This window comes from Polaribacter sp. YIW18, assembly GCF_057219325.1.
Genome location: NZ_JBXVVE010000001.1, coordinates 74203 through 92777, shown reverse-complemented (window position 1 = coordinate 92777; position 18575 = coordinate 74203). Strand labels below are relative to the sequence as shown.

15 protein-coding genes are annotated in these 18575 nt (G+C 31.7%); 5 read left to right on the top strand and 10 right to left on the bottom strand.

Going from position 1 to position 18575, the window contains the following annotated elements; all coding sequences use genetic code 11:
• Nucleotides 1-60 precede the first annotated feature (60 nt).
• The 8 genes from asnS to rplM all read right to left on the bottom strand — a co-directional run bounded on the left by asnS (nucleotide 61) and on the right by rplM (nucleotide 8292).
• Nucleotides 61-1494, bottom strand: coding sequence for an asparagine--tRNA ligase (gene asnS / locus AC2D6T_RS00275; RefSeq protein WP_298946343.1), 1434 nt, complete (start codon nucleotides 1492-1494; stop codon nucleotides 61-63).
• Nucleotides 1495-1600: 106 nt separating this feature from the next.
• A complete protein-coding gene (locus AC2D6T_RS00270; protein ID WP_484680058.1) occupies nucleotides 1601-3973 on the bottom strand; it encodes an efflux RND transporter permease subunit in 2373 nt (790 codons plus the stop codon).
• Nucleotides 3974-4066: 93 nt separating this feature from the next.
• Nucleotides 4067-4621, bottom strand: a complete 555-nt coding sequence (gene frr, locus AC2D6T_RS00265) for a ribosome recycling factor (protein ID WP_347186377.1) — start codon at nucleotides 4619-4621, stop codon at nucleotides 4067-4069.
• Between the two features lie 24 nt (nucleotides 4622-4645).
• A complete protein-coding gene (gene pyrH / locus AC2D6T_RS00260) occupies nucleotides 4646-5356 on the bottom strand; it encodes a UMP kinase (RefSeq protein ID WP_484680057.1) in 711 nt (236 codons plus the stop codon).
• Between the two features lie 143 nt (nucleotides 5357-5499).
• The gene (gene tsf, locus AC2D6T_RS00255; protein ID WP_484680056.1) at nucleotides 5500-6465 is read right to left on the bottom strand and encodes a translation elongation factor Ts; all 966 of its coding nucleotides are present in this window, start codon (nucleotides 6463-6465) and stop codon (nucleotides 5500-5502) included.
• A 46-nt stretch (nucleotides 6466-6511) separates the two neighbouring features.
• Nucleotides 6512-7294 (bottom strand): 30S ribosomal protein S2, encoded by a 783-nt coding sequence (rpsB, locus tag AC2D6T_RS00250; protein WP_298945896.1) that lies wholly within the window; start codon nucleotides 7292-7294, stop codon nucleotides 6512-6514.
• 156 nt (nucleotides 7295-7450) lie between these two features.
• Nucleotides 7451-7837, bottom strand: coding sequence for a 30S ribosomal protein S9 (gene rpsI, locus AC2D6T_RS00245; RefSeq protein WP_298945895.1), 387 nt, complete (start codon nucleotides 7835-7837; stop codon nucleotides 7451-7453).
• Nucleotides 7837-8292: a 50S ribosomal protein L13 gene (gene rplM / locus AC2D6T_RS00240; protein ID WP_298945892.1), complete on the bottom strand. Its 456-nt coding sequence runs from the start codon at nucleotides 8290-8292 to the stop codon at nucleotides 7837-7839. The genes rpsI and rplM overlap by 1 nt, the downstream gene beginning before the upstream one ends.
• Before the next feature lie 243 nt (nucleotides 8293-8535).
• Here rplM and AC2D6T_RS00235 point away from each other — a divergent pair, with 243 nt between their 5' ends.
• Nucleotides 8536-11166 (top strand): DUF5916 domain-containing protein, encoded by a 2631-nt coding sequence (locus tag AC2D6T_RS00235; protein WP_484680055.1) that lies wholly within the window; start codon nucleotides 8536-8538, stop codon nucleotides 11164-11166.
• Nucleotides 11167-11168: 2 nt separating this feature from the next.
• Here AC2D6T_RS00235 and AC2D6T_RS00230 read toward each other — a convergent pair whose 3' ends face one another.
• A complete protein-coding gene (locus AC2D6T_RS00230) occupies nucleotides 11169-12125 on the bottom strand; it encodes an L-threonylcarbamoyladenylate synthase (RefSeq protein WP_484680054.1) in 957 nt (318 codons plus the stop codon).
• 75 nt (nucleotides 12126-12200) lie between these two features.
• On the opposite strand from AC2D6T_RS00230, the gene AC2D6T_RS00225 reads away from it, so the two are divergent.
• Complete coding sequence (locus AC2D6T_RS00225; protein WP_484680053.1) at nucleotides 12201-12740, top strand: hypothetical protein; 540 nt, start codon at nucleotides 12201-12203, stop codon at nucleotides 12738-12740.
• Nucleotides 12741-12858: 118 nt separating this feature from the next.
• Here AC2D6T_RS00225 and AC2D6T_RS00220 read toward each other — a convergent pair whose 3' ends face one another.
• Nucleotides 12859-13230 carry a response regulator gene (locus AC2D6T_RS00220; protein ID WP_484680052.1) on the bottom strand — a complete coding sequence of 124 codons (372 nt, stop codon included), beginning with the start codon at nucleotides 13228-13230 and terminating at the stop codon, nucleotides 12859-12861.
• Nucleotides 13231-13299: 69 nt separating this feature from the next.
• Here AC2D6T_RS00220 and tnpA point away from each other — a divergent pair, with 69 nt between their 5' ends.
• The 3 genes from tnpA to AC2D6T_RS00205 all read left to right on the top strand — a co-directional run bounded on the left by tnpA (nucleotide 13300) and on the right by AC2D6T_RS00205 (nucleotide 18527).
• Nucleotides 13300-13734: an IS200/IS605 family transposase gene (gene tnpA, locus AC2D6T_RS00215; RefSeq protein ID WP_484680051.1), complete on the top strand. Its 435-nt coding sequence runs from the start codon at nucleotides 13300-13302 to the stop codon at nucleotides 13732-13734.
• Between the two features lie 156 nt (nucleotides 13735-13890).
• A complete protein-coding gene (locus tag AC2D6T_RS00210) occupies nucleotides 13891-16941 on the top strand; it encodes a SusC/RagA family TonB-linked outer membrane protein (protein WP_298945883.1) in 3051 nt (1016 codons plus the stop codon).
• A gap of 11 nt (nucleotides 16942-16952) precedes the next feature.
• Entirely contained in the window at nucleotides 16953-18527 is a 1575-nt protein-coding gene (locus AC2D6T_RS00205; protein WP_484680050.1) for a RagB/SusD family nutrient uptake outer membrane protein, read from the top strand.
• Nucleotides 18528-18575 lie beyond the last annotated feature (48 nt).

The following is an 18575-nucleotide window of genomic DNA, read 5'->3' as shown; positions in this document are numbered from 1 at the left end:
TTAAAATAAAATCGTCATTCTTTTAGGGGAATGACGATTGAATAAAAATTCAACTATTTTTTAAAATTCTGCATTTTGAGGTGTTCTTGGGAAAGGAATCACATCTCTAATGTTGCCCATTCCTGTAGTAAACTGCACTAACCTTTCAAAACCTAAACCAAAGCCAGAATGAACCGCTGTACCAAACTTACGTAAGTCTAAATACCACCAAAGTTCTTTTTCGTCAATATTCATGGTTTTCATTTTTTCTAATAATACATCATAACGTTCTTCACGTTGTGCACCACCAACCATTTCTCCAATGCCAGGAAACAAAACATCCATAGCTCTAACTGTTTTACCATCATCATTTAAACGCATGTAAAATGCTTTGATATTTGCTGGGTAATCAAATAAAATTACTGGACATTTAAAGTGTTTTTCTACCAAATAACGTTCGTGTTCAGATTGTAAATCTACACCCCATTCGTTTACAGGAAACTGAAATTTTTTCTTTTTATTAGGTTTAGAGTTTCTTAAAATATCAAAAGCTTCTGTGTAAGAAACACGTTTAAAGTTATTTTCTGTTACAAATTTTAGCTTTTCTAACAAGCTCATTTCACTTCTTTGCGCTTGTGGTTTTGTTTTTTCTTCTTGATTAAATCGTTGGTCTAAAAATTCTAAATCGTCTTTACAGTTTTCTAACACATAGCTTAAAACTTCTTTAATAAAATCTTCTGCCAAATCCATATTACCATCTAAATCCATAAAAGCAACTTCTGGTTCTATCATCCAAAATTCTGCTAAATGTCTTGTGGTATTAGAGTTTTCTGCTCTAAAAGTTGGGCCAAATGTGTATACTTTACCCAAAGCCATTGCATAAGTTTCTGCTTCTAATTGACCAGAAACTGTTAAGTTGGTTTCTTTACCAAAAAAATCTTTAGCATAATCAATTTTTCCATCTTCTGTAACAGGTGCTTTGTTGTCTTCAAAAGAAGTTACTCTAAACATTTCTCCTGCTCCTTCTGCATCTGAACCAGTAACAATAGGTGTGTTTACATAATTAAATCCATTATCTTGAAAATACTTATGCACCGCAAAAGATAGTTTGGAACGGACTCTCATAACAGCACTAAATGTATTGGTTCTAACACGTAAATGTGCGTTCTCTCTTAAAAATTCAAAACTATGTTTTTTGGGTTGTATAGGGTATTCATCTGGATTAGAATCTCCTAAAATTGCTATTTCTGAAACTTGAATTTCTACAGATTGTCCTTTTCCTTGGCTTTCTGCTAAAGTTCCTTTTATAGAAATTGCAGCTCCTGTTGTAATTCTTTTTAAAGTTTCTTCTGGTGTGTTTTCAAAATCGATAACACATTGTATATTTTTAATGGTAGAACCGTCATTTAAAGCAATAAAACGATTGCTTCTAAAAGTTCTAACCCAACCTTTTAAGGCTACTTCTTGTAAAATTGTTCCTGATTTTAAGATTTCATCAACGTTGCTTTTCATCATCATTAGTGTAAATATTATATTTTAAAATAGGCTTTTATTAAAAGAGTAAAGATACTTTATTGTTAGGGATTAAACAATCTAACAAAATGCTATATCCTCTTAAAAGTTAAATTGTTTTATCCTCATTTGGAGGAAAAATCTTCATTTTAGGTTCTTTAAATACTTTTTTATTAGCTATTTTCTTTTCGAAAGTCAATAGAAGAGATGGTAGCAATAATAAGTTAGAAACCATGGCTAATAAAAGGGTTACAGAAACCAAACCACCTAAAGCAATAGTGCCACCAAAACTAGAGAGTGTAAATACTAAAAATCCGAAAAATAACACGATAGAAGTATAAAACATACTTACACCAGTTTCTCTTAAAGCGGCGTAAACAGATGGCTTTATATTCCAATTATTTGCCATTAATTCTTGTCTATATTTTGCTAAAAAGTGAATGGTATCATCTACAGAAATACCAAATGCAATGCTAAAAACTAAAATGGTAGATGGTTTTATAGGGATGCTTAAAAAGCCCATTAAACCAGCTGTAATTAGTAAAGGAAGCATGTTTGGGATTAAGGATATAAAAATCATTTGTGGCGACCTAAACATCCACGCCATAAAAATGGCGATTAACAAAATAGCCAATGACAAAGAAATTACTAAGTTTTTAATTAAATAATTAGTGCCTTTTATAAAAACCAAAGCTTTACCTGTTAAAGAAACTTCATATCTATTAGCTGGAAATTCTTTGGTTATAACAGCTTTTAGTCGTTCTTGAATTACCTGCATTTTGTCTGTACCAATATCTTTCATAAACGTAGTAATTCTTGCATATCGACCAGTAGAATCTACAAACGTTTTTAACATACTGGCATCGCTATTAGAGTTTTTGGTATACGAAAAAATGTAGCTTTGCTCTTGATTGGTTGGTAGTTGATAATATTTTGGATTTCCTTTATAATAGGCTTGTTTAGAGTATTTTACGATATTGGTTACAGAAATTGGTTTCGATAATTCTGGAAAAGTTTCAATAGCTTCATTTAATTTTTCCATCTTTTTTAAAGTGGAAAGTTTCATGACACCTTTTTCCTTTTTAGTATCAATTAAAATTTCTAAAGGCATAATACCACCAAACTCTTTTTCAAAGAATTTTATGTCTTTGTAAAAAGGAAGACTTTTAGGCATGTCTTCTATTAAACTACCAGAAACTCTAATCATATAGACCCCAATAATACCTAAAATAATTACGGTTACAGTGGCAAAATAAATGGTAATTCTTTTATTTTTTACCGTTTTTTCCATCCAATCTACCACATTTTCTATCCACCTTTTTTCTAAGTGATTTAAATGTTTCTTCTTTGGAAGAGGCATAAAACTATAAATAATAGGAATTATTAATAGTGCCAGAATAAAAATACTGATAATGTTTACAGAGGCTAAAATTCCAAATTCTCGTAATAAATTACTTTTTACAAAAACAAAAGTTGCAAAACCAGAGGCTGTAGTAATATTGGTCATTAAAGTAGCATTCCCAATTTTGGCAATTACCCTTTGTAAAGATTTAGCTTGGTTACCGTGTTTTTTTATTTCTTGTTGATATTTATTAATGAGAAATACAGCATTTGGCACCCCAATTACAATAATTAAAGGAGGTATTAAAGCAGATAAAACAGTAATTTCATACCTAAATAAACCAATAAAACCAAATGCCCAAACAACCCCAATAATTACCACTAAAAGTGTAATAAAGGTAGCTCTGTAAGAACGGAAAAAGAAAAAGAAAATTACGGCTGTTATTAATAATGCACCTCCTACAAATAGTACAATTTCATCTTGTATGTTTTGTGCGTTTAGCGTTCGTATGTAAGGCATACCAGAAACACGAACGTTTACATTGTTTTCTTTTTCAAACTTTTCTATTCTTGGAATTAATACATCAAATATAAAATCTCTACGTTTTGGTGTATTTATAATTTCTTTTTTTATATAAATAGCTGTCTGTAAGGTTTCTGTTTCTTTGTTATAAAGTAGGTTATCGTAAAAAGGAAGTTTTTCAAAAAGCTGTTTTTTTATAGCATTTACTTCTGCTGATGTTGTTGGTTCTTTCTCGTAAAGTGGTTCTAAAATAAACTTTCGTTTTTTCCTATCTGCTTTTAATTTTTGTACATCTGATATTGAAATGGTAAAATCTATTTCATCTCTATCATCAAATTGTTCTGTTAATTTATTCCAAGCATTAAATTTTTGTGGTGTAAAAACAGTTGAATCTTTAATACCGAGTATTACAAGATTTCCTTCTTCACCAAAGATGTCTAAAAATTTGTTGTAGTCTATATTTGCTTCGTGGTCTTCTGGTAAGAGGTTGGCTTCTGTATATGAAAATTTCATATATTTCATTTGCGAAGCAAGTAAGCTAGTTATTATTGCAATAAAAAGTAGTACCAAATAACGGTTTCGCAATATAATACCAGCAGCTTTTGTCCAGAAATTCATAGAGAAAATTTTATACAAAGGTAACTAAATTACATAGTTCTTAAAATAAAAAAAAGGGCGTTTTAAAAACGCCCTTTTTTTTATTTTTCAGTTTTAAACTGTCATTATTTCTTCTTCTTTTACAGCTAGTTTTTCATCTATTTGTTTTACAAAACTATCTGTTAATTTTTGTATGTCATCTTCTGCAATTTTTTTCATATCGTCAGAGATGTCTACTTTTTTAATTTCGTTATTAGCTTCTTTTCTAGCATTTCTAACACCTACTTTTGCGTCTTCTGCTTCTGCTTTGGCTTGTTTAGCTAACCCTTTTCTTCTTTCTTCTGTTAACGGTGGTACATTAATCATAATAATATCACCATTGTTCATTGGGTTAAAACCTAAGTTTGCTATCTGTATTGCTTTTTCAATTTCTTGCAACATGCTTTTTTCCCAAGGTTGTATGCTTAGTGTTCTTGCATCTGGTGTATTTACATTGGCAACTTGTCCTAATGGGGTTTGAGCCCCATAGTAATCTACCATAACTGTACTTAGCATTGCAGGTGTTGCTCTACCTGCTCTAATAGAAACCAACTCTTTTTCTAAATGGGCAATTGCTTTGTTCATTGCCTCTTTAGCCGTGTCTAATATAAATTCTATTTCTTCGTTCATCTTCTTGTAAGTTTTAGTTTTTAATTATTGATTATCAACAACAGTACCAATTTTTTCTCCAGAAACTAATTTTAGTAAATTTCCGTTAGTATTCATATCAAATACAATAATAGGTAATTTATTTTCTTCACTCAAAGTAAATGCAGTCATATCCATTACTTTTAAACCTTTTGTAATTACATCTTTAAAGGTAATTGTTTCAAATTTTATAGCATTTTTATCTTTTTCTGGATCTGTATTATAAATTCCATCTACACGTGTTCCTTTTAAAATGGCATCTGCATCAATTTCAATAGCTCTTAAAACGGCTGCTGTGTCTGTGGTAAAGTATGGGTTTCCTGTGCCTGCACCAAAAATTACTACACGTCCTTTTTCTAAATGACGTATAGCTTTTCTTTTTATATAAGGTTCTGCAACTTCTTTAATTTCTAGCGCGGTTTGTAAACGTGTATAAACCCCTTCTTCTTCTAGTGCACTTTGTAGGGCTAAACCATTTATACAGGTTGCTAACATACCCATGTGATCTCCTTGCACACGATCCATACCATTTGCAGCACCAGCCACACCCCTAAAAATGTTTCCACCACCAATAACTATGGCTACTTCAACTCCTTTTACTACTACTTGTTTTATTTCTTTTGCGTATTCTGAGAGTCTTTTAGGGTCTATTCCATATTGTCTTTCTCCCATTAAAGCTTCTCCACTAAGTTTTAAAAGAATTCTTTTGTATTGCATAGTTTATTTTAAATGTTGCGCAAAATTACGTTTTTTTTTTGATTTTCTTTTTTGTTAGAAAATAAAAAACCTTGCATTTCTAAAATAGAATGCAAGGTTTAAAATTTATAGATTCCTGTTTTTACAGGAGTAACAGTTTTGTCTTATCCTAAAGTTACTCTTTTAAAAGAAGATACTTCAACATCACCATATGTTTTTACATATTCAGCAACATTTTTCTTTTCATCTTTAATAAAAGTTTGGTCTAAAAGACACTGCTCCATATCTAAAGTTGTATTGTCAGAAATGAATCTTTCCATTTTACCTGGTAAAATTCTATCCCAGATTTTTTCTGGTTTACCTTCTGCAGCTAATTCTGCTTTAGCATCTGCTTCTGCCTTTGCTAAAACTTCATCAGTAATTTGAGACATAGAGATGTATTGAGGAACATTTTTTAATGTTTTACCCAATCTACCTAACTCAATATTATCTTTTTCAATCACAGCAATTCTTGCTTCGGTTTCTGCAGCAACATAAGCAGGATCAAAATCTTTGTAAGATAGAGTTGTAGCTCCCATAGATGCAACTTGCATTGCAACGTCTTTTGCTAAAGTTTCAGCATTATCTACCACTGCAGATAATCCTACTAAAGCAGCAATTTTACCAATGTGTGTGTAAGCACCAACATAAGCAGCTTTTACTTTTTCAAAAGCAGTGATGTCTAACTTTTCTCCAATAACACCAGTTTGTTCCACTAATTTATCGGCAACTGTCATTCCATTAAAATCTGCAGCTAAGAAATCTTCTTTGCTATCATAGTTTAAGGCAATGTCTGCAAATTCGCCAGCTAATGCTACAAATTTTTCGTTTTTACCAACAAAATCAGTTTCACAAGCTAATACAATTGCTACACCTTCTGTTTTATCGTCGTTAATTTTAGTTACTGCAACACCTTCTGTAGATTCTCTATCAGCTCTTTTTGCAGCAATTTTTTGACCTTTTTTACGTAAAATATTTATTGCTTCGTCAAAATTACCTTCTGCTTCTACTAATGCCTTTTTACAGTCCATCATACCAGCTCCAGTTGCTTCTCTTAATTTTTTAACGTCAGCAGCACTTACTTTTACCATGTCACTTCCTTTTTTTATGAAACGATTGTTTCTAAATTGATATTAATTATTTTTTTTCTTCTGTTGCAGTTTCAGTAACTTCTGCTTTAGCAGCTTCCTTTTTTGGAGCTTCTTTAGCTTCTTTTACTTTTTCTTTGTCTGCTTTTCTATCAGATAAACCTTCTGCAATTGCTTCTGTAACAAAACCTAATACTTTGTCTATCGATTTAGACGCGTCATCGTTTGCTGGAATTACGTAGTCTACTTGTCTTGGATCAGAGTTTGTATCTACCATTGCAAAAATTGGGATATTTAATTTTTGAGCTTCTGCTACAGCAATGTGCTCTTTTTTAATATCTATTACAAATAATGCACCAGGTAAACGAGTCATATCAGAAATAGAACCTAAATTCTTTTCTAATTTTTCTCTTTGTCTGTTAATTTGTAATTTTTCTCTTTTAGACAAAGCGTCAAAAGAACCATCTGTTTTCATTCTATCAATAGAAGCCATTTTTTTCACAGCTTTTCTAATAGTAACAAAGTTAGTTAGCATTCCACCAGGCCATCTTTCTGTAATGTAAGGCATGTTTACTGCTTTTGCTTTGTCTGCAACAATGTCTTTAGCTTGCTTTTTTGTAGCTACAAATAAAATTTTTCTACCAGAATTAGCAATTTTCTTTAATGCTTCTGATGTTTCTTCTATTTTAGCTGCAGTTTTATACAAATCGATGATGTGTACACCATTACGTTCTGTATAAATGTAAGGTGCCATATTTGGATTCCACTTTCTTGTTAAGTGACCAAAGTGTACACCATTGTCTAATAAATCTTGAATGTTTACGTTTGCCATTTTTAAATGTGTTTACTTTCTGTTTTCGAAATCAATATACAAGTAGCTTTTTGTTAAGGTCTTGTATATTTAGATACTAAACTGTTTAATATTAATGTATTGTAATAATAACAGTTCTCAATTGTAATGTATACTGAAACAAGTTCAGTGTATATATTAACGTTTCGAGAATTGGAATTTTTTACGTGCTTTTTTCTGACCGAATTTTTTACGTTCTACCATTCTTGGATCACGAGTTAATAAACCTTCTGGTTTTAATACTGCTCTGTGCTCTTCGTTAATAGAAACTAAAGCTCTTGTAATTGCCAAACGAATTGCTTCTGCTTGACCAGTTACACCACCGCCAAAAACATTTACTTTTACATCATAAGATGTTAAGTTTTCTGTTAACATTAATGGTTGTTGTACTTTGTATTGTAAAGTTCCTGTTGGAAAATAATCTTTAAAATCTTTCTTATTAACAGTAATGTTTCCTTTACCTTCCGAAAGATAAATACGAGCTACTGCTGTTTTTCTTCTACCGATTTTGTGTACTGTATCCATTATTTATAATCGTTAAGGTTAATAGCTTTAGGTTCTTGACCTGCTTGTTTGTGCTCTGTACCTGCATATACATACAAGTTTCTAAATAAAGCGCTACCTAAAGTGTTTTTTGGTAACATTCCTTTTACTGCTTTTTCGATTAATCTTGTAGGATCTTTCTCAAACATTTCTGTTGCAGTTAACGATCTTTGTCCTCCTGGATACCCTGTGTGACGAATGTAAGATTTGTCTCTCCATTTGTTACCAGTTAAAACAATTTTTTCTGCGTTGATAATAACCACGTTGTCTCCACAATCTACGTGAGGAGTATAATTTGGCTTGTATTTACCTCTAATTAGCTTTGCTATTTTAGAAGCTAGACGACCCAACGTTTGCCCGTCCGCATCAACTAAAACCCACTCCTTGTTTACGGTAGCGCTGTTTGCTGATACTGTTTTGTAACTTAATGTGTTCATAATTACACTATTAGTTTTTGTTCAATTAATAATTTCATTTTCCTTAAAAAAGGAGTGCAAATGTACCATTATTTATTTTATTGACAAATAGACTTTTAGAAATATTTTTATAAAAATACTAGCTTTTCTTTTTTGGTAAATAATTAACATATTGTTAAGAGAATAGAAAGTTAATTTTGCACGTCTATATAAAAATGCCTGTAATCTCTTTTTTCAATGATTAAAACAACCCAAAAAAAATCAATGAAAACTTTTACTTTACTAACCTTTTTTACCCTATTCATGGTTTTTTCTGTTTATGGACAAGGCCAAACTTTAAATAAAATTAAGAAAAGGATTTACACCACTAAAAGATTGGTTAAAAAACCAATAATAGATGGTAAAATTAATGAAGATGCATGGGGTGTAGTGGAATGGTCTTCTGATTTTGTTGAGAAAAATCCAGACGAAGGAACACCACCAGCATATCAAACAATGTTTAAAGTAATGTATGATGCAAAGTTTTTATACATTGCTATTAGAGCTTTTGATGATGATCCAGAGTTGATACAGCAAAGATTAAGTAGAAGAGATGGTTTTGCTGGAGATCGAGTAAATGTAATTATTGATAGCTACCATGATAAAAGAACAGCTTTTGTTTTTACCACAACTGCAGCTGGTGTAAAAGGAGAAGAATTTTCATCGCAAAATGGTGGTAGTTGGGATGATAGCTGGAACCCCATTTGGTATACAGATGCTCATGTAGATGATAAGGGTTGGACTGCAGAAATGAAAATACCCTTTAGTCAGCTACGCTTTGGGAAAGCAAAAGAACAAATTTGGGGTTTTAATATTAACAGAACTATTTTTAGATTGCAAGAACGTTCTTTATGGCAAAGAATACCTAATGACCAAGCAGGTTTTATTAGTGAAGCTGGCGAATTGCATGGACTTATCAACCTAAAACCACAAAAACAATTAGAAATACAACCTTTTGCAGTGGTGCAATATGATACTTATGAGCCTGAAACTGGAAACCCTTATAGAGATGGTAATGATTTTAAAGTGAATGGTGGTTTAGACGCAAAAATTGGAATTACCAACGATTTAACTTTAGATTTAACTGTAAACCCAGATTTTGGTCAAGTAGAAGCAGATCCAGGAGCTATTGCTTTGGATGGGTTTCAAATATTTTTTAGAGAACAAAGACCCTTTTTTGTAGAAAATAGAAATATTTTCGATTTTGAGTTTGCAAACGGAAGAGACAATTTATTTTATAGTAGACGAATTGGTAGAAACCCACATAGAAGTGCAAATTTAGTAGATGGAGAGTTTGCAAAAGAGCCTTTAAATTCTAGAATTTTAGGTGCTGCAAAATTTTCTGGAAAAACAAAAGAAGGTTGGTCTATTGGAGTTTTAGAAAGTGTTACTGCGAACGAGTTTTCGGAAATTAGACAGACAGATGGTACAACTAGAAAAGAAATCGTAGAACCATTAACCAATTATTTTGTAGGTAGAATTCAAAAAGATTTTAACGAAAGAAATTCTTTTATTGGTGCAATGTTTACTGCCACAAACAGAAATTTAGATGGTAATTTTAACGAACTACATAAAGCAGCATATACAGGTGGCCTAGATTTTAATCATAACTGGAAAAATAGAGAATATTATTTAGATGGTAATGTAATTTTAAGTCATGTAACAGGTAGTAAAGAAGCTATAGAAGATACACAACGTTCTATAACACGTTTGTTTCAAAGAACTGATGCTACACACGTTTCTGTAGATCCAACAAGAACCTCACTAACAGGTACAGGTGGTAGAATAGAGTTAGGAAAAGCAGGGGGAGGAGATTGGCGCTATAATACAGGTTTTATATGGCGATCTCCAGAATTAGAATTAAATGATGTTGGTTTTTTAAGAAATACAGATGAAATGATTCAGTTTGCAAACCTAAGTTATTTATGGCAGGTTCCTACAGAAACGTATAGGAATATGCGTGTAAGTGCAGAGGAATTAACAGAATATGATTTTCAAGGAAATTTAAACAGAATTCGTTTTGAAGGGTCAGCAAATATAAATTGGATAAATAATGCAGATACAAGAATAGGTATAGGAGCTAATTTTAAACGTTTTTCTAACTCCTTTTTAAGAGGAGGTCCAAGATGGAGAACAGCAAATAGTAGGTATGTTTTTGCTTCTTTTAGTTCTGATAGAAGTAAACTGTTTAGCTATAATTTTAGATATTTAAATGTACATTCTGATGAAAATGTTTTGAGCAGAAATAGGTATACGATTGGTTTTGTGTATCAACCTACAGATGCTTTAAATATTTCTTTTGAAAATGAATTAGAAATTACAAAAGATAAATCTCAATATGTAACAGAAACTAGTTTTGGTAACCAAGCTAGATATATTTTAGGTAAAATTACAAATGATGAATTTTCATCAACTTTAAGATTTACATACAGTATCAACCCTAATTTTTCTATACAATTTTATGGGCAACCATTTATTTCTAGAGGTCGTTATTCTGATTTAAACTTTGTAAACAACCCAGTAGCAGCCTCTTTTAACGACAGAGTGAATTTGTATAGCAACAATCAAATTTCTTATAACCAAACCTCAGAAAGTTTTTTAGTTGATGAAAATACAGATAATACTACAGATTACACTTTTAGTAATCCAGATTTTTCATTTACACAATTACAAACTAATTTAGTTGTAAGATGGGAATATATACCAGGTTCTGAATTGTTTTTAGTTTGGGCAAGAGGCTCTTCTGGCTTACAAAACGTAAACGATTCTTTAACAGAAAGTATTAATAAACAAATTTTTGATGCATCAGCACAAGATACCTTTTTAATAAAAGCTACCTATAGATTTGTACGATAATTTTAAGCAAAAGTAGCACGTTGCAAACGATCGTTTATAGAAGTTCCTAGACCATTTTCTGGAAAACGTTCTGCTATAATTACATCTAAATGATAAGTGTCTAATAAGTGTAAAGAATTATATAAATTAGAGGCTGCCTCTTGCATAACGCCTTTTTCAGATAAAATAATTTCGGTTACACTATCATTGTTAATAGAATCTTTAAAAACCAATACACCAATTTTTTTATTCGGATGTTTTTTAAGTTCACTCAAAACATCATTTACCAAAAAAGTTTTGGTTTTTGGAGCATAATGTCTGGCTAACATTCCAGGAGCTTCAGGGTTTTGTTCCTTTTTATTTTTGATAGCTATTTTGCCAACTACTGCTTCTATATCTTCTAGAGGTAAAGCACCTAACCTATAAATAATAGGTTCCTCATTTTCGAAACCAATAATGGTAGATTCAATTCCGTTTTTACAAGCACCGCCATCTAAAACCATTTGAATGTTATTTTTAAAATAATTTTCTACATGACTTGGTTTTGTAGGGCTAATACTACCAAAAGGATTTGCACTTGGTGCAGCTAAAGGAAAAGATAACTGTCGTAAAAGTGATAAAGTTACAGGATGATTTGGTACACGAACAGCAACAGTATCTTTGCCAGCTGTAATTAAATCAGGTATTTTACGGTTCTTCTTTAAAACCAAAGTCATAGAACCAGGCCAAAAAGCATCTGCTAATAATTTTGCTTTTTTAGGAATGTGTGTAACCACATTTTCTAAAAATTCTACAGAAGGAATATGTACAATTAACGGATTGAAAAAAGGCCTTTTTTTAGTTGAAAAAATGCTGTTGATGGCTTTTTCGCTAAAAATATTTCCTGCTAAACCATACACAGTTTCTGTGGGTATTGCAACCAACTGCTCGTTAGTTAATAATTGAACAGCTTTTTGTATGTCTTTAGAAATAATGCTCATAACTTAGATGCGAAATTACAATTATTTTAAATAAATGGAATAGTTTTTGGTTAATTGCATTAAAAATATGAACTCATGAAAAATATTACCATTACTATTATTCTTTTTTGCACTTTACAAAATTTTGTTTCTCAAGAAAAATTAGGAAAACCCTTTATTACAGGAGATTTTAATTTTACTCTGGGAATTAACGAAAACTATACTCTTTTTGATACAGATGATGGAGAAGGACTCTTAGAACCAGCTGCACTTTTTTTTAGAATAGGCTTTGGGTACGAGTTTAAAAAAAGAGTTGCCATAAGTTTTAATGCTGGCTATGATTTTCATTTTAATTATGCTGTAGATGCTTTTCCTACTTATGGTGGTTTAAGGTTTAATATTGTAGAAAAAGATGATGATGCTTTTTTTACAGAAGTTAGATATGGAAAAATGTGGACACCTTCTTCACGTTATCCAGATGGTAATTATTATGGTTTAGGTTTAGGTTTTCAAATTGCAGGAGAAAAACGATGGAATACCATTGTTAGAATCGATTTTCATAGAAAAGGGATTGCAGGTTTTGAAAATAATCGATTAGATAGCGTTTCTTTTGGCTTAGGATTTTCGTTTTTTTAGAAATTTTTGCTAACCTTTAATTTTGTGAGTATTTTCAGATTTCTGATTAAACTCTTATGTATTTTGAGTGAGCTACAAGTATGGGCGTTTTATACGTATCCTCGATAGTAAATAATTTTTACCTAAAACACTGCTGTATTTTTTCAAATAGCAACTCTTTCTTTATCGGTTTAGAAATATAATCATCACAACCGGCTTTAAATGCTTTTTCTTTATAGCTTCCAAAGGCATGTGCTGTTTGTATTATTATTTTTACCTCTGTATTAAATTGTCTTATTCTTTTTATCACTTCTATACCATTGAGGCCAGGTAGTTTAATATCCATTAATATGAGATCGAAATTTGAGTTATTCTTGCAAACTTCAACAGCTTCTAATCCATTTTTGACTGTTTGTATTGTTTTAGCACTGCCTTCTAATATTTTTAACAGAATCAATGAACTGATATTGTCATCTTCAACAACTAATATGTTTAATTTCTTTATTATCAAGTTAAAGGTTAAAACCCTGCAATTTTATTGCAGTTACTTTAGTTTCTATAAATGTTTTAGTTTTGTAGAATGCCAAACTATCGTAGGAATTCACATTCGATAACCAATTTGAGTTGCCATATTGTATGGGCAACAAAATACCGATATGCTGTTTTGCGAGGCGATGTTCAAAATCGATGTCGCGATTTACTAATCCAAATATGTAATTCTGAAAATGTTCATATATTAAAAGGAGTTGTAAGCAAGGATCATGTCCATATGCATGTTGAGTTTCCTCCATCTTTGAGTATAAGTGTTTTGGTAAAGAAGCTGAAAGGTCGCTCATCAAGAATGTTACAGCAGGAATTTCCCAATTTAAATAAGCATTATTGGGGTAGGCATTTTTGGGCTGTTGGTTATGGAGCTTGGAGTACTGGTAAGATAACTGATGAAATGGTTCAGGAATATCTTGAACATCATAAGGATAAGCCCAATTCAGAAAAAGGCAACTGGATATTAGAGTAATGTTATGAAAGAATTTCATTCTTTTGTTTAAAACTATGGATTTCAAATCCATAGTGGTTTATTTTTGATTTCTTAAAAAAAACATAATTGTACAGGATAGTATATAGTATTTTAATAAATAATTTGCATTTTATTTAATAAAATATATTATAAATTATGGATTTAAAAATTAAACTAAAAATACCACCTAATTTAAAGGGTGTATTTTTTATCGCTATTGTAAGTTTCTTTTCAATAGCTATGGTAAATGCGCAGACAATTACAGGAACAGTTTCAGCAGAAGGAGTTCCACTACCTGGTGCTTCTGTTTCGGTTAAAGGAACATCAAAGGGTTCAACTACAGATTTTGACGGAAAATATTCAATTAATGTAAGCTCAGGAGCAACACTAGTTTTTTCTTATGTAGGTTATGCTGCTAAAGAAGTTCTTGTAGGTAATCAAAAAATAATAAATATTAGTTTAGAGCCTGATAATCAATTGGATGAAATTGTTGTTATAGGGTATGGTACTCAACGAAAATCAGATTTAACAGGATCAGTTTCTACTATTAAAGCAGAAAGTATAACTCAAACACCTGTTGCGCGTGTAGATCAAGCGCTTCAAGGTAGAGCTTCTGGGGTGCAAGTAACACAAGTAAGTGGTGCTCCAGGTGCAGGTACAGTTATTAGGGTTCGTGGAGGTAATTCTATTACTGGTAGCAATGAACCTTTATGGGTCATAGACGGTATTGTGGTTGGAACCAACTTTAACTTGAATAATATTAACAGCAATGATATTAAATCTATTGAGGTTTTAAAAGATGCATCTTCTATTGCAATTTATGGTTCTAGAGGGGCAAACGGTGTTGTATTAGTAACTACAAAAAGTGGGAAAAGTACTGGTAGTGGAAAACCCCAAATTACCTTAAACTTATACAACAGTATTCAATTTTTACCTGAATTACCAGACAGATTAAGTCAAGCAGAACAAATTGCGTTTACAAATGAAAGTGCTGCTTTTAGATCTGCTGCAATTCCATTTCCTAACGATCCTTCTACCTATCCTGATAATGATTGGGTTGATTTAGTATTAGGACCTGCATTAATTTATAATGCTGATATTTCTGTTTCTGGAGCATCAGAAAATGTTAATTATTACAACTCTTTTAATTATTTTAATCAAGAAGGTATTGTAAAGAGCTCTGGTTTAGAAAAATATATTTTTAGATCAAATTTAGATATTAAAATATCTGATAAAGTAAAAGCTGGATTTAGAATAAACTATTCTAGATTAGAACAAGATAATGCTTTGGCTAGCTACAGTCAAGCAGCATTTGGTATTCTTAGAACGCAACCAGCTTATAATGCTGATGGGTCATTTAATGGACGTGATGAGGTTGTAGGGGCTCCTTTTGGTAATCCTTTAGCAGCCATAGCATTAAATACTAATGAAACTTTTACGAATAACTTATTAGCTACTGCTTTCTTAGAGTATAAACCAGCAGAAAACTGGATAATTCGTTCAACATTTAGTCCAGAATTTAACAATACTAAGCAAAATAGATTTACATCTAGTCAACTACCAGGTTTTCTTGCAGATAATGTGCCTGATGGAGGTTCTGCTAGTGTAAGGTCTGTGGCCACCACTGGTTGGAATAATGAAAATACAATTCAGTATAATACAGAAATAAATGATGATCATAGTATTACAGCGCTTGTGGGAGCTTCTTTTCAAAAGGCCTCTACAGAAATTGTACTAGCAGAAGCTGCTGGGATAACTAGTGACGTTACAGGGTTTAATAACCTAGGTTTCTCTAACCCTACAAGATCTGTGGTAAGTAGTTCATTCTCTGGTTTTCAAATTGCTTCATTTTTTGGAAGATTAAACTACACTTACAAAGACAAGTACTTGTTTACTTTAGTAGGAAGAACTGATGGTAGTTCCCGTTTTTCTCCAGGGAACAAATATGAATTTTACCCTTCTGTAGCAGCAGCTTGGAAGATTTCTGAAGAAGAATTTATGGAAAACCAAGATGTTGTTAAAGATTTAAAGTTACGAGCGAGTTGGGGTAGATCAGGAAATCAAGCAATAGGACCTTATAGAACATTTGGTCTTTTAACAGAAGCAAATACTACCCTTAATGGTGTAGAGGTTCCTGGTGTAACATTAGGTAGACCTTCAAATCCAAATTTAAAATGGGAAACTACAAACTCATTTGACATTGCATTAGAAGCATCTTTATTTGAAGGTAGAATTTTTACAGAATTTAACTATTACTATAAGAAAACTGATGATTTATTATTAGATGTTACTATACCAAGACAGACTGGTTTTTCAAGTCAATTGCAAAATGTAGGGTCTCTTCAAAATAAAGGTTGGGAACTTTTAGTGAATACTAAAAATGTTAGAACAGATAATTTTAATTGGAATTCTACTGTAACATTGTCTTCAAATAAAAATGAAATTTTAGATCTTGGAGGTGTAGACTTTATTGATGTTGTTGTAGATCCAATTATTGGATCTGGTAATACTCGTTTAATTGTAGGAGAATCAGTTCCAGTATATACTGGAGTTAACTACTTAGGAACATGGAAAAATCAAGCAGAAATTGATGCATCTGGATTAACAGCTCAAGTAGTTGGAGGGTCAAGATTTGAAGATCGTAATGGAGATAAAATTATTTCAACTGAAGATAATGTAGTTTTAGGAAGTCCTTTTCCAGATTTAATTTTTGGATTTGAAAACTCATTTTCATATAAGAACTGGGATTTTTCATTTTACTTTCAGGGTACTTTAGGAAATGAAGTATTTAACTTAAATATGCGTAATAATTATTTTAATCGTGGTGAATCTGTGAAATTTGGTGATTTACGTGATCGTTGGACAGTAAGCAATCCTTCATCAGATATCCCAAGAGCAGGTGCAGATTCTGTAACAAATACACCACCAAACTCACAATATGTAGAAGATGGATCTCATTTACGTCTTAAAACAGTAAGATTAGCTTACAATTTCCCAGTTGATGAAATGGACTTTTTAAAAGGAGTAAAAAATGCAACTTTTTATATGTCAGGTTCTAACTTATTGTTATTCTCAAAAACTAGATTAATTGATCCAGAAGCAAGTAATTTTGGTAGAACAGGACTAGGAAACATAGCACAAGGTTATTTAAGTGCTCAATACCCAAATCCAAGAGTTGTAACATTTGGATTAAATATAACTTTTTAAAAAACATAGATATGAAAACAAATAAAATATTCTTATATATCTTCATCGTTTTCACAAGTATAAGTTGTGAAAGCTTTTTAGAAGAAGATCCTAAGTCATTAATATCTCCTGACACCTTTTTTGCCTCAGAAAACGATGCAAGACAAGCTGTCCAAGGGATGTATGCTATATTAAAAAACAACTCCATTTATGGGCAAGTAGGTTTAGATCATTTTTACGATAATGGAGCTGATATTATTGAACCAAATCGTGCTGCAAATTTTGTGCAACCTATTGGGAATTACACTTTAAATGAGGCTTTAGCAGATGTGTCTGTACAAAAAATGAGTGTCTCTGATACTTGGAAAGATCTTTACAGAACGATTTTAAATGCAAATGTAATTATAGATAGAGTTACAGGTAATGAAAATATAGGTGTACAAGCAGTGAGAACAGAGATTATTGCAGAAACTAGATTTATCAGAGGATTATGTTATTGGCATATTACAAACCTTTGGGGAGCTGCACCTTATTATACAGAAGTTCTTACTCTAGAAGAGATTAGTAAATTGGGTAGAACTGATGAAGCTACTATAATTACGGGTATTTTAGAAGATTTACAATTTGCACAAGATAACTTACAGAATTCTTATTCAGGTGATCAAAGTGGTAGAGCTTCAAAATGGGCTGCAGCTATAATAATGGCAAAAATTTATATGAAGCAAAAACAGTGGCAATTAGGTTTAACGAAGTGTGAAGAAATAATAAATCAATCACCTCATACTTTATTGGCTAATTATAATGATGTTTTTGACCCTTTTAATGAGTACAATGCAGAAATTATCTGGTCTTTAGATTTTGCTAAAGATATAGAAGGAATATTTGATCCAGCTTTCCCAGGACGATCTTTTGCAGGAAATAATAGTTGGAGACCAAGTATGTTTAACCCTCGTTTAAGAGATGAACCTAAAAACTCTGATGAGAGAGATGCTTTAGGAGCAGCTTTAGCAGCAAGAGGTGAAGCTTTTAATGGAACTGGTTTGCAAGTAGCGTCAAAAGATTTTGCAGCGAAGTTTCCTTTAAACGATAAGAGAAGAGAATTAAATATTGTAGATAATTATTTAGGCTTTGATTTGGTTTTTCCATATATGGCTAAATTTTGGAACTTAGAATTAGATCGTTCACCTCGTTTTAATCACTCAGATAATAGAATGGTTTTCCGTTTAGGGGATGTGTATTTAATGGCTGCAGAATGTGAAAATGAATTAAATGGGCCAACTGCAAAAGCTTTAAATTATATGCATGCTATTAGGAAGAGAGCTTATGATGATCAAGCTGATTGGGATATTACTGGTGTAAATCAACAAGAGTTTAGAGAAGCGATGTATGATGAACGTAAATGGGAATTAGCTGCTGAATGTCATAGAAGATACGATTTGATTAGATGGGGAATTCTGTTAGATGTGGTACAAAATTTAGAATACCGTTTCTGGCAGCCAAATGTAAATATTAAACCTTATCACGTTAAATTACCTATTCCTTTACAAGAATTAGAATTAAACCCAGCGTTATTGGAGTCAGATCCAACAAATAATGGATACAGATAGAATTAGTTTGAATTGATTTATTTGGATTAAAACCGAAAGAAATTTTTC